This is a genomic window from Sphingomonas naasensis, from assembly GCF_004792695.1.
Lineage (GTDB): Bacteria > Pseudomonadota > Alphaproteobacteria > Sphingomonadales > Sphingomonadaceae > Sphingomonas > Sphingomonas naasensis.
Window position 1 is genome coordinate 264,408 of sequence record NZ_SRXU01000002.1, and the last position, 13,913, is coordinate 278,320.

The 13,913-nt window shown below is 67.3% G+C and carries 5 protein-coding genes; 1 reads left to right on the forward strand and 4 read right to left on the reverse strand.

All coding sequences use genetic code 11. The annotated features are described in order from the left end of the window. Positions 1 to 139: 139 nt before the first annotated feature. A complete protein-coding gene (locus tag E5A74_RS06465; RefSeq protein WP_135983442.1) occupies positions 140 to 7,033 on the forward strand; it encodes an autotransporter-associated beta strand repeat-containing protein in 6,894 nt (2,297 codons plus the stop codon). Between the two features lie 95 nt (positions 7,034 to 7,128). Here the strand turns inward: E5A74_RS06465 and E5A74_RS06470 are convergent, their stop codons facing one another. The 4 genes from E5A74_RS06470 to E5A74_RS06485 are packed head-to-tail and all read right to left on the reverse strand — an operon-like array spanning position 7,129 to position 13,674. Next, positions 7,129 to 8,847, reverse strand: coding sequence for a response regulator (locus E5A74_RS06470; RefSeq protein ID WP_135983443.1), 1,719 nt, complete (start codon positions 8,845 to 8,847; stop codon positions 7,129 to 7,131). Then, positions 8,844 to 9,416 carry a chemotaxis protein CheB gene (locus E5A74_RS06475; RefSeq protein ID WP_135983444.1) on the reverse strand — a complete coding sequence of 191 codons (573 nt, stop codon included), beginning with the start codon at positions 9,414 to 9,416 and terminating at the stop codon, positions 8,844 to 8,846. The genes E5A74_RS06470 and E5A74_RS06475 overlap by 4 nt, the downstream gene beginning before the upstream one ends. After that, complete coding sequence (locus E5A74_RS06480) at positions 9,413 to 10,261, reverse strand: CheR family methyltransferase (protein WP_135983445.1); 849 nt, start codon at positions 10,259 to 10,261, stop codon at positions 9,413 to 9,415. The genes E5A74_RS06475 and E5A74_RS06480 overlap by 4 nt, the downstream gene beginning before the upstream one ends. Then, complete coding sequence (locus E5A74_RS06485) at positions 10,246 to 13,674, reverse strand: response regulator (RefSeq protein WP_135983446.1); 3,429 nt, start codon at positions 13,672 to 13,674, stop codon at positions 10,246 to 10,248. Before E5A74_RS06485 ends, E5A74_RS06480 begins: the two co-directional genes overlap by 16 nt. Positions 13,675 to 13,913 lie beyond the last annotated feature (239 nt).

A 13,913-nucleotide genomic window follows, 5' to 3' on the forward strand; every position in this document is an offset into this window, starting at 1 on the left:
CGCAGGGTAGCGCGAAGCGGAGAGAGCGGGCTGCGGGGCGCACGCCCTTCCCGGCCGGAATGACGAAAAATTCGAGCGGGCGCGGTCATCCGATCACGGCTCTGGCGAGCACGCGTCCGCCCGCCAACGGGGGTAATTTATGACCAGGATTTCCGGGAACCACGCGTTCAAGGTGGCGCGTCGGCTGCGCAGCGCGCTGCTCGTCACCACCGCCATGACCATCGGCGGCGCCGGCCAGGCCTATGCGCAGAGCGTCGACACGCCCGCCGGCACGCCCCAGATCGTCAATATCGGCGGCTCGGCCAATATCGCGGTCGACGCGACCAGCGCGACCGGCGCGCCCACGGCAGTGCAGCTCCAGACCAACGGCGGCACGATCGACGTCTCGGTCGACACGGTGACCACCACGGCGGCGCAGGGTGCCGGCGGCGCGGCGGTCCACCTCCTGACCAGCGGCGACAAGGCGATCACCGGCGCGTTCGATTCGATCACCGTTTCGGGCGACGGCGACAGCGGGGCGCTGATCGCGCGGACGGATTCCGGCGCGATCACGCTCGATATCGGCAGCGTCGAATCCACCGGCAACGTCACGCTCGGCGTCTATGCGCAGAGCACGAACGGCAACGTCGCGGTTACCGGTGACTCGGTCGTGCTTCGCGGAAGCGGATATGACGACACCAATGGCTGGACGGGCGACGCTTTGGTCGCGATCTCGGTCAACGGAACCGCGCGTGCGACGCTGAGCAGCGGCGAGAGCAACGGCTATATCGGCTCGGTCGCCGTGGCGAGCGGGGGCGCGGGCGCGACAGTCACCAGCGGCTATGCCAAAACCACGGGAGATCGCGGCACCGCGGTCTTCTCGGTCGCGGGAGTCAGCGGCGACGCGCGTACCACCACCGGCACCGTCGAGGCGAGCGGCGCCTCCGCCTCGGCGGTGGCCGCGCGCGCCAATAACGGCGCGGCTTTCATCGACGCCGGCACGACCACGGTGACGGGCGGCCAGATCAATCCCACTCTCGGCTATTCCTATGCCATCCTCGGCACCGGCAAGACGGGCGTGACGATCAACGCCGATACCACCACCGCCACCGGCCGCGGGATCGCCGGGGTCTCGGCCACCGGCGACGTGGTGATCACCACCACCGGCGACACGCATTCGGAACATCATACCGCCGTCACCATCTCGACGACGAACAACACCACCGCGGCGCGCAACGCGACGATCAATCTCGGCGCGGGCACCACCACCTCGTCCACCGCGACGGACTATTCGACCGTCTATGTCGCCAACACCACCAACGACGCCATCGTGAACAGCGCCGGCACCGTCACCGGCGCGGGCCCCGCGGCGGTGATCAACGTCTCGGCGGGCAACCATGTGACGGTCAACGCCAATGTGACGACCAACGCCTACACCAGCGGCGGCGCGATCTTCGCGAACGGCACCAACGGCACGACGGTCAATGCGGTCGACACGACCGCCGCCGGGGCGGCGATCACCGCCGTCTCCGCCACCGGAGACGTCGTGGTGGCGACGACCGGCGACACGCATTCGACCGCCAGCAATGCGATCGCCGTCAGCACCGCGATCGTCACCGGGCTCACCGCTCCCGGCGGGAACGTGACGATCTCGACGGCCGCGGACAGCGTCACCTCGAGCGGGGCGACCAATACCGGCACGATCGGCGCCACGGCGCGCGGCAACCTGACGCTCGCGATCGCCGGCGCGGTCACCGGCAGCCAGACCGCGGCCGCCACCATCGGCGGCGCCGCCAATACCGGCTCTGTCGTCGCCAATATCTACGCGGTGACGAACAGCGGCACCCGCGAGGCGGTGTCGTTATCGGGCGCTGCCGGAGTCGATGCCACCATCGGCACGGCGCACGCCAACGCGTCGACCACCAACGTGGTGCAAGCCGCATCGCAGAACGGGAACGTCGTGTTCGATCTCGGCTCGGTGACGGGTTCGGCGGCGAACTTCATGGTCAACGCCGTCGCGTCGAGCCCCGCCGGCAGCGTCACGATCTCGGCTGACGAGGTCGTCAACACCAACACCACCGCGCCCACCCCGGCGCTCGCATCGGGCGGCATCCTCGGCGTGGCGCGCGGCGGCGTCACCATCGTCGCGGGCCATGTCGAGGCGCAGGGCGTGGCGATCCGCGCGCTGACCAACACCGGCGGGACCACGCTGGGCGACGGCCATATCTCGATCACCACGACCGGCGACATCACGTCGCGGGGCAGCAACGCGATCAGCGTCGGCGGTCTCGCGAAGAGCTTCGACGTCACGCTGGCGGCGGATCATGTCGTCTCGGGCACGGTCGGCACGATCGTCGCGGGCGGCACCCGTAGCGGCACCGGCGGCGACGCGACGATCACCAACAACGGGACCGTCGCGGCGCGCGGCGCGGCCGAAACCGCGATCGGCGCGACCACTTTCGGCAATCTGACGGTCCACTCGAACATCGTGACGGTCGAGGGGCTCGCGGCCCCGACCAGCATCTTCACCCCCGGCGGCTTCTCGCTGGTCAGCACCGGCGGCGGCAATGTCAGCCTCGACAGCATCAGCGCCACGGTATCGGGCGAAGGACGCTATGGCGCGTTCCTCGACACCAACGGCGCCGGCGCGATCACGGTCGATTCGGGGACGGTATCGAACGACGCGGACTATATCGCCGCGATCAGCGCGAACACCGAATCCGGCGCGATCCTGATCACCAGCGGCACCGCGACCGCACGCGGCGAAGGCGCGCATGGCATCGACGCCACTTCGGTGTCGGGCGCCATCACGATCACGGCCGGGACGACGACCGCGAACGGTCGCGGCATCGACGCCTATAGCGACAGTGGCGACGTCTCGATCACCACGACAGGCAATACCAGCTCGCTCGAGGACGGTCCCGCGATCGGCGCCGACGGGCACGACGTCTCGATCCTGCTCGGCCAGGGCACCATAACCGACGGATTCGAGGGCGGCATCGAGGCCGAGGCCCGCGGCAATCTGGTGATCGACGCGCGCGGCACGATCCGCGGTCAGGACGACGACGCGATCGGCATCGCGGCCGAGGCCGCGGGCACGGTCAGCATCCGGTCGAACGTCATCGAGATCACCGGCACCGGCGAGGATCCCGGCACCACCGCCGGCTTCCGCAGCGGCCAGGGCGGCATTGCCGTCGAGGCCGGCGACGGCGCGGTCTCGATCGCGAGCAACAGCGTCACCGTGGCGGGCGACAATCGCTACGGCATCTATGTGCTCGGCAACGGCGCCATCGACGTCGCTTCGGCCGCCTTGCGCTACGACGCGCGCGACTCCGCCGGCATCATGATCCTCGGCGGCGAAGGCGATGTCCGCGTGACCAGCGGCGCGTTGACCGCCACCGGCGCCAGCGGCGCGGGCATCGTGGCGCGCACCACGTCGGGCGATATCACGATCACCGCCGATCAAACCCATGCCGAGGGCGACGGCATATTCGGCAACTTCACCGCCGACGCGGTGGTCGGCATGTCGCAGACCGGCGACGTCTCGATCACCAGCAACAACGCGTCGAGCGCCGGCAAATGGGGCAGCGCCATCGCGGCCACCGGCGCGAGCGTGTCCGTCACCAGCGGCACCGCGGCCGCGACCGGCGAGGGCGGCACAATCGTTTTCGCCAGAGCCACCGGCGGCGACGCTACGGTCGCAAGCGCGAACCTCCAGTCCAGCGGCGCGGGAACCACTGCGATCTTCGGCATCGCCGAGACCGGCGCGCTTTCGATCACCAGCGACTCGATCGTATCCACCGGCGCCGGCAGCATCGGAATCAACGCGATCGGCAACGCCAGCACATTCGTCCGAACGGGCAACATCGCCACCCGCCACATTGCCGTGGTTGCGCGCGCAGACCACGGCCTCACCACATTGGACGTGAACGGCGCAGTATCGTCCGCCAGCTCGAATGGCATAGTCCTGAATGGCGCCGGCACGGTAACGGTCGCAGCCAATGCCTCAGTCACGGCAGCGATGTACGGCGTCACCAGCGGCGCCATGCTCCGGCTCGACAACGCCGGCACCATCAGCGGCGAAGTGGGCGTCAATCTTTCCTACCCGGCTTCGGTCACGAATAGCGGCACGATCGAAGGGCGAACCGCCGCGATCGTCCTCGGCGATCCTTACGCAACACCCGTGCCGACGACGCTGACCAACAGCGGGACGATCCGCAGCAGCGACGGCAATGGTCTGCAGATCAATCTGGCCGCGACGAACCTCGTCAATTCGGGACGGATCGACGCGGGCGGCCTCGGGATCGACGTCCTCGGCACCCTCGAGCTCGACAATAGCGGGACGATCGTTTCGGCGGGGACCGCGGTGCGCTCGGCCAACGCGGCCAAGATCGTGAACAGCGGGTCGATCACCAGCAACGGCGGCACCGCCGTGCTCGCGCTGCAGGGCGGCGTCCTCGAAAATCGCGGCACCATCCGGGCTTCGGGCGTCGCCATCGTCGCCGGCGGGGCGACGGTGATCGACAATGCCGGACGCATCGAAAGCGCGACCGGCGTTGCCGCAACGCTGGGCGGCGGCGATGACCGGCTGATCCTGCGCACCGGTTCGAGCATCGCAGGCGCAGTAAACGGTGGGGCCGGCGTCGACAGCGTCAGCCTGATCGGCAGCGTCGCGCAGCCGGCGGCCAGCCAGTCGATCGGCCGTCTCGTCAATTTCGAGACGCTCGCGGTCGACAGCGGCTATTGGACCGCGAGCGGCGCCGGCAGCGAATTTTCGCAGGTCACGATCGCCAACGGCGCGACGCTGGCGGTCGACGCGGTCGACGGTCTGAGCGCGATCCAGGCGGATATGGTGGTCAACAATGGCCGACTGCTGGTCAACGCCAGCGGCGCGACGGCGGTGGTGCTCGACGACGTCGCCATATCGGGCAATGGCAGCCTGACGCTGGCGGGATCGGGGCGGATGGTGCTCGCCTCGCCCGATCTGGTCTATACCGGCGCGACCAATGTCGAGGGTGGCGTTCTCGAACTGACCAGCGGCGACCTCGCCGGCGACCTGGTGATCAGCGCCGGCGGCACCTTCCGCCTCGGCAATGGCGGGGCCAGCGGCACGCTGGGCGGCGCGATCGTCAACAACGGCGCGTTCATCTATGACCGCTCTGACAGCTACACGATCGCCGGTGATTTCAGCGGCAGCGGCGCGCTCACCAAGAACGGCGCCGGCGTGCTGACCTTCGGCGGCGACTACGCCTTCACCGGCACTACCACGATCAACGGCGGCGGCCTCAAATTCACCGGTCAGCTGGCCTCCGATAGCGAGATCAACCTCGCCTCGGGCACGCTGGACCTGTCGCAAATCGAGGGTGGCGCGCAGACGATCGGCGAGCTTGCCGGATCGGCTTCGGGCACCGTCGAGCTCGGCAGCAGCGCGCTGACCGTCAATCAGACGAGCAACACCGCCTTCGCGGGCACGATCTCGGGCGATGGCGGCATCACCAAGACAGGAAGCGGCACGCTCAACCTGACCGGCAACAGCGACTATACCGGCGACACCGCGGTTCAGGGCGGCACGCTCAAGGTCAACGGCTCGATCGGCCAATCGACGGTCGTGATGTCGGGTGGCGCCACGCTGGGCGGCAACGGCACGATCGGCGGCCTCGAAGGCAGCGGCGGCAACATCGCGCCGGGCAACTCGATCGGCCATCTCACGGTGGCGGGCAACATCATGTGGAACCCGGGCTTCGTCTATCAGGTCGAAGTCAACAATGCCGGCGAGGCGGACCGCATCGACGCGACGGGCACCGCGCAGTTGGGCGGCGCGACGCTTCAGGTCCTGCCCGAAGCCGGACGCTATCGCGGACGCACCGCCTATACGATCCTGACCGCGGCGGGCGGCGTGAGCGGGACGTTCGGGACGATCACCAGCAATTTCGCCTTCCTCACCCCGTCGGTGACCTATGGCGCGACCACCGTCACGCTCGCCCTCACCCGCAACGACGCGGCGTTCGACACCTTTGGAGTCAATGCCGGCCAGATCGGCGTCGCCAACGCGATCGAGGCGCTCGGCCCGGGCAACGCGCTGTTCGAGGAGACGCTGCTACTGCAGGACAGCGCGGTCCGGCCGGCCTTCGCCTCGGTTACCGGCGAAATCTATGGCGGCATTGCCGGCGGGACGATCGAGAACATGGCAGCGCTGCGCCGCAGCCTGACCGGACGCACCGCGCCGGAGGGCACGGGCTTCTACGCCTGGGGCAATTCGCTGGGCAATTGGGGCGACGCCGGCGCCACGTCGCGCAGCGATCATCTCTACACCAGCCAGGCCGGGCTGCTCGGAGGGTTCGGCTATTCAACCGGCAAGCTCGACGTCGCGCTCGGCTTTGCCGGCACCAAATCGACCTTCCGCTCGCAGGGCGAAGCGCACGGTAAGTCACGCGCGATCGCGGGGACGCTCGGCTATGGCGCCGAGAGCGGTTTCTGGGCGAAGCTCGGCGGCAGCTATGCGTGGAACGAGTTCGACGTCGCGCGCCGGTCGGCGCTGGGCGCGCTCTCGCAGAGTCTCACCGGCGCGTTCGACGGCAACAGCAGCCAGGTCTTCGGTGAGGCCGGCCTCATGGTCCGGTCCGGGCAGGTCGCCTTCGGTCCCTTTGTCGGCCTCAGCCAAGTCAGCACCAGGAGCGACGCGGTGCGCGAAGCCGGCGGCGCGACCGGCCTCGCCATCGATGCGGACAGCCGCGACGTCACCTTCGGGCTGGCGGGGCTGAAGGTGAAGGGGCTGCCGAGCTCGAACGTCGCCGGCATGTCGGTCAATCCGAACGCGTCGGTCGCGTGGCGACATGCCTGGGGAGATACCGATCAGGTGCTCGGTGCCCGCTTCACCGGCGCAACGTCCGGCTTCGATATCCTCGGACCGATCGTCGCGCGCGACGCGGCAGAAGTCGGTCTGGGCGTCGAAGCCCGCGCGGGCCGCTTCGGCTTCAGCATCGGCTATACCGGTACCTTCGCCCGTCAGTGGAGCAACCATTCGGGCCAGGCGTCGGTCTCGATCCGCTTCTAGCGATTGCCTGCCGGGGCGCCGTCCGCGATGGCGGCGCCCCGGCAACCCGGCAAGTCGAGCCGCGGCACAGGCGCGCGCCCGGACGCACACGGGCGTCACACTTCGGCGTATTTCACGGAGGATGTGACGAGCTGGTTTACCCGCCCGGCCAGCTCGTCGAGGGAGAAAGGCTTGGTGACCATCGCCATGTTGGTTCCGAGGAAGCCCGAGCGGATCGCAGCGTTCTCGGCATAGCCGGTGATGAAGAGGATGGGCAGCCCGGGCCGGTGCATCCGCGCGGTCTCCGCCAGTTCGCGGCCGTTCATGCCGGGCAAACCGACATCGGATATCATCAGATCGACACGCTCTTCCGAGGCGAGGAAAGGCACCGCGTCGAGCGGATCCGCGAACTCGATCGGTTCGTAGCGCAGCTCCTCGAGAACCTCGCGCACCAGGAGCCGAACCGCGGGATCATCCTCCACCACGAGCACGCGCTGCCCGCAACCATCGGGAGCGTGTGACACGGTTTTGAGCGGCGCGACCGGCTGAGCCTCGGTTATCGGCAAATAGAGTTTGACCGACGTTCCCAGACCGGGCTGGCTATGGATACGCACCGCGCCGCCGCTCTGGCGGACAAAGCCGTAGACCATCGACAATCCCAGCCCCGTTCCCTGCCCCAGCGGCTTGGTGGTGAAGAACGGCTCGAAAACCTTCTGGATCAGGTCCGGGGCCATGCCGACGCCGGTATCGGAGACGGCGACGACGACGTAGCGGCCAAGGGCCAGCCCGGGCCGGGTCGCGACATGCGTCTCGTCGAGATCGGCCAGCGTCGTTTCGATGGTGAGCGCGCCGCCGTCGGGCATCGCGTCGCGCGCATTGATCGCCAGATTGAGGATGGCATTCTCGAGCTGGTTGGGATCGATCATCCCCGGCGGCAGGTCGGCGGCGAGCGCGAGGCTGAAATCGACCTTCTCGTCGATGGCACGCTCGACGAGGTTCGCCATCGACTGGATCAGCTCGTTAACGGCGACGGGCTTGGGATCGAGCGTCTGTCGCCGCGAAAAGGCCAGCAAACGATGCGTGAGCGCCGCCGCCCGCTCCGCGGACAATGTCGCGGCGTCCATATAGCGATCGAGGCCGTCGGTCCGGCCCGAGGCGATCCTGCGGCGCATCAGATCGAGCGATCCGATCACGCCGGTCAACATGTTGTTGAAGTCGTGCGCGATGCCGCCGGTGAGTTGGCCCACCGCTTCCATCTTCTGACTTTGCCGAAGCGTCGCCTCGGCGCGCTCGCGCTCCGCGGTCTCGGCCGTGAGCCGGCGCAGCGCGTCCTCGAGCTCCACGGTGCGGGCGTTCACCTGGGCTTCGAGCTGACCGGCCGCTTCGGCGAGTGCCCTTGCGTTCTCCTCGAGCGCGTCGCGCTGCTGCTGAATCTGGCGCCGCTGCTGATGCAGGTCGAAAAAGACGCCCGCCTTGCCGCGCAGCACATCGGGCTCGATCGGCTTCTGGATGAAGTCGACCGCCCCCGCCTCATAGCCGCGGAACCGCCTCTGGGTATCGGTGGTGCCCGCCGTCAGGAAGATGATCGGCACATGGCGCGAGCGCTCGCTGCCGCGCATGAACTCGGCCAGCTCGAACCCGTCCATCCCCGGCATCTGCACGTCGAGCAAGGCGAGTGCGACATCGTGCTTGAGCAGCAGCTCGAGCGCCTCCTCGCCCGAGCGCGCCTTGAGGCAGGCCAACCCGTCACGCCGCAGCAGCCCCTCCAGCGACAGGAGGTTCTCCGGCAGGTCATCGACAATCAGGAAATTGACCGGATCCGGGATGCTGCTCATGGGGTTCCAAGCTTCACTAGATAGGCTGTTATCGCATCGAGCGACATTGATCGAGCCTCGCGGCAGGACGCTATCGCGGCGGCAGGCATGGCGGATGCGAATGCGTCACCGGGATCCTCGACGAGCGCCTCGCCGCCCGCTTCGGCAACCGCGCGCAGGCCGCGCGCGCCATCCTCGTTCGCGCCGGTCAGGATCACGCCGACGAGCGCGGGACCGAAAACCTCCGCCGCGCTTTCGAAGAGCACGTCGATCGACGGCCGCGAATAGAGCACCGGCTCGTCCACCGACAACGACACGGTGCGATCTTCAGCAACGAGCAGATGATAGTCGGATGGGGCGAAATAGACCCAGCCGGGCTGGATCGGCTCCTTGTCGTCGGGCTCCCTGACCGTGACCGCGCATCGCCCTTCGAAGAGCAACGCGATGTCCGAACCATCAGGCGGTACGTGGACCACGACGAGCATCGGTATCGGATAGCCCGCCGGCAGCGCCGGCAGGATCCGCGAGAGCGCCTGGATCGCCCCTGCCGAGGCGCCGATCACGATCGCCTGGACCGCCGGGATGCTCATCCGTCGCGCCGCTGGTAGATTTTCTCCTCGCGCACGAAGTCGGTGAAGGAGGAAGCGTGCTCGGAGAAGCGCAGCGTCTCCTTCGAACCGAGCCCGAGAAATCCGCGCCGCGTGAGCGAGTCACGAAACAGCCCGACCGCGCGATTTTGCAGCGCGCGGTCGAAATAGATCATCACGTTGCGGCACGAAATGAACTGGCATTCGGCGAAGACCGCGTCGGTGACGAGGCTGTGATCGGAAAACACGACGCGGCTCCGCAGCGTCTTGTCGAACGCCGCCCGGCCATAAGCGGCGGTATAATAGTCCGACAGCGAGGTCTTGCCGCCCGATTTCTGGTGGTTCTGGGTGAAGGTCTTGATGCGATCGAGCGCGTAGACGCCGTTCGCGGCATTCTCCAGCGCGCCCGGATTGATGTCGGTCGCGTAGAACAGAGTGCGGTCGAACAGGCCTTCTTCCTGAAAAAGGATGGCCATCGAATGCAGCTCCTCGCCGCTGCTGCACCCGGCGATCCACACCTTGAGCGAGGGATAGGTCCGCAGATGGGGCACTATCTTTTCGCGGATGGCCCGGAAATAGGAGGGATCGCGAAACATCTCGCTGACCTGCACGGTCAGATAGTCGAGCAGCCGCGGAACGACGGTGGCGTCGCGGAGCAGCGCGTCCTGCAGCGCCGAGAAGCTGGCAAAACCAAGCTGCAGGCGCGCCTGACGCAGCCGGCGCTTGATCGACACGCCGGCATAGTTCCGGAAATCATAATGATAGCGCCGGTACAGCGCCTCGAGCAGCAGGTGGATCTCGATATCCTCGACGGCGTCGCCCGCCACCGGGGTCAGCGTGGCATCCATACGCGCACCAGCGACAGCAGCTTGTCGACCTCAAGCGGCTTGGCCATGTAGTCATTGGCGCCGGCGGCGAGGCAGCGCTCCTGATCATCCGGCATCGCCTTGGCCGTCAGCATGATGATCGGCAACTTCTGCCAGCGGCCATCGCGACGGATGCGCTGCGTCGTCTCGAGACCGTCCATCACCGGCATCATCACGTCCATCAGCACCAGATCGACCCCGCCCGCGCCTTCCGCGGCGGAGCGTTCGAGCGCGTCGAGCGCTTCCTGGCCGTTACGGGCGATCTCGACCGTCGCGCCGCGCGGCTCGAGGATGCTGGTCAGCGAGTAGACGTTGCGCACGTCGTCCTCGACGACGAGGATGCGGCGGCCCTCGAGCATCGCATCGCGGTTCCGGGCGGCATGAATCATCTTCTGCTGCTCGGCCGGGAGCTCGGCGACGACCTGGTGCAGGAACAGCGACACCTCGTCGAGAAGCCGCTCGGGCGACTTCGCGCCCTTGATGATGATCGAGCTGGAATAGCGCCGCAGCCGCTGCTCGTCGTCGCTCGACAGGTCATGGCCGGTATAGACGATCACCGGCGGAAACGCATAGTCGCCTTCGCTGCTCAGTGTCTCGAGAAGCGCGAAACCCGAGGCGTCCGGCAGCGAGAGATCGAGCACCATGCAGTCGAAGGTCTGCTTCCTGAGCAGCTCCAGACACTCCGCGGCGGTGCCGGCGCCCACAGTCTCGACGTCGCCCGACGAGAGCAGCATGCTTACGGCATCGCGCTGGAGCGGATCGTCCTCGACGATCAGGACACGGCGAACCGTCCGCGTGAGCCGCGTCTCCAGCGTCTGCAGCGCGTCCGCCAGATCCTCGCGCTTGACCGGCTTGAGGAGATAGCCGACCGCGCCCAGCGACAGCGCGGTCTGGGTGTGATCGCTGGCCGACACGATATGGATTGGAATGTGCCGCGTCGCGTCGTCGCGCTTCAATCGATCGAGCACGGCGAGCCCGGACTGATCGGGTAGCCCAATATCCATCACGATGGCGCTGGGCCGGAAGCGCCGGGCCAGCGCGAGCGCTTCCTCTGCGGTACCCGCGACGAGGCACTGGAACCCGGCCTCGCGCGCCAGATCACGGACAATGCCGGCGAAGACCTGATCATCCTCCACGGCGAGCAAGATGCGCCGATCTTTCTCAAGGCTCTCGCGATCATCATCGACCGCAAAGGCGGCCGGAATCGCCCGCGGCTGCTTGTCCGCCGACGACGCGCCGCCTTCCACCGGAGCGGCAGGCTCGGGCCGGGCGCCGACATTGACCGGATCATAGGTCTGCGGGATCGTCACCGTGAAACTGCTGCCCTTGCCGGGTTCGCTGCGCAGCGTGATCGCGCCGCCCAGCAAACGCGCGAGCTCGCGCGAGATCGATAGCCCGAGGCCGGTCCCGCCAAATCGCCGGTTGATCGCGCCGTCCGCCTGCCGAAAGGCTTCGAAGATTGCCCGGTGCTGCTCCTGGGAGATGCCGATGCCGGTATCGACGACCTCGAAGGCCAGCGCGCCGGCTTCGGCTTGCGCGACGCGCAATTCGACCTTGCCCGCCTCGGTGAACTTGAAGGCGTTGGAGAGCAGGTTCTTGAGGATCTGCTCGAGCCGCTGGCGATCGGTCACGATCGTGGCGGGCGCGTCCCCGGCGACGGCGATCGTGAAGTCAAGCTTCCGATCGCTGGCAACGGGATCGAAGGTTTGCCGCAGGTCCGCGACGAGTCGCTGCAGCGCGACTCCCTCGGGGCGGATCTCGATATGCCCCGCCTCGATCTTGGAGAGATCGAGGATGTCGTTGATCAGATTGAGCAGGTCGTTGCCGGACGACTGGATCGTGTGCGCATAGCGCACCTGCTCGTCCGAAAGATTGCCCTCGGGATTATCGCCGAGAAGCTTGGACAGGATCAGCAGCGAGTTGAGCGGCGTGCGCAACTCGTGCGACATGTTCGCGAGGAAGTCCGATTTGTAACGGCTCGCCTGCTCGAGCTCGCGCGCCTTGAGCTCGACCGCGGCATTCGACCGGGCGAGATCGTCACGCTGGCTCTCGAGCAGCTGCGTATGCTCCTCGAGTTGCGAATTGTTCTGCTCGAGCTCGACCTGCTGCTGTTCCAGCCGGACCTGCGATTCCTTGAGCGCCCTGCCCTGCTCTTCCAGCTCCTCGTTCGAGACGCGCAGTTCCTCGCTCTGGACCTGCAGTTCTTCGGACTGGCGCTGGGTTTCCTCGAGCAGGCTCTGCAGATCGGTGCGAAGCTTTGCTGAACGCAGCGCGACGCCGGCGGGCTCGCCGACCTGCGCGAGCAAGGCGAGGAAGCGCTCGTCGACCGGATTCAGGAAACCCAGCTCGATGACGGCATTGACCACGCCGTCCGCCTTGAACGGCGCGATCAACAGATGCCGCGGCTTGTCCCGACCCAGTGCGGAACCGATCGTCACATAGCCTTCCGGAACGTCGTCGAGGACCAGCGTCTCGCCTTCTGCCGCGACCCGGCCGAGCAACCCCTCGCGCAGCCTGAAACGTTCGGCGATCACCGCATCGGCGGGCACGCCCGCCTGCGCGACGCGTTCGAAACTGCCGCCGTCTCCGGTAAAAAGGACGCCGGCCTGCGCGCCGAGCCGCGGCGCGAGATAATCGAGGATATCGTCGCCCAGCTGAACGACCGTCTTGTCGCCGAGCATCGCTTCGGAGAGGCCGACCTGGCTTTCCTGCAGCCACGCCTGGCGCCGGCGGGCCAGCGTGCTCCGGTGGATCAGCAACCCGACGGCAATGGTCAACACCATGCCCAGCAACGCGGCGAGGATGCCACTCAGGCTCGCCGTCCAATAGGCCGTCTGGATCTGCGTGATGCGTTCGCCACGCAGACGCGCTTCCTCCTGGCGCATCGCCGCGAGCCGGGCGCGGACCGCGTCCATGCTCAATTTGCCGCGGTTCGTGTTGACGATGGCGAGCGCCGGGCCGACCCCTTGCGAGCGACGCAGGTCGATCGTCTGCTTCAGCTCGTCGAGCTTCGCGCCGACGTGCGGCTTGATCTCGCGAAGATTGACCTGTTGTGCCGGATTGTCCTGAGTCAGCGTCCCGATCGCGGCAAGGGTCGAATGGACCCGCGCGACCGCTTCCTGATACGGCTGAAGATAATTGGCATTCCCCGTCAGCAAAAAGCCGCGCTGCCCGGTTTCCGCATCCTGAAGGCTGGAAAGCAGCCGGTCGAGGCTGACGATGACCTCGTGCGAGTGGATGACCTTCGCGTTGTCCGCCCTAAGCGCCTGAATATTCGACCAGGAAAGTCCCCCGGTGAGGAGGAAAAACAGGAGCGCGGCCGCCACACCCACCGCCGTGCCGGTGCTCAGCCCTCGCTGGAGGCGCGATGCATTGCGTGACTTGGTATCCGGCATCCGTGTCTCGACTTGACGATGGCGATGTCGGCCTAGAGGGTAAAAACGAGAAAAATCAAGCCGCTCATCGCGTTGGCTGAGGCGCGCGTCCGCCGCATCGTCCTCTTGGTGTCCCAAACTTGGCTAAATCGACCAGCCGGGCGCCGGCTGGCCACCATGGCGTCCGCGACCGCACCGCTTCTTTAACGACAAAGGCGCCCCGGCGTGAGCCGAGGCGCCTTCTCGCATGGGTCGGTTCG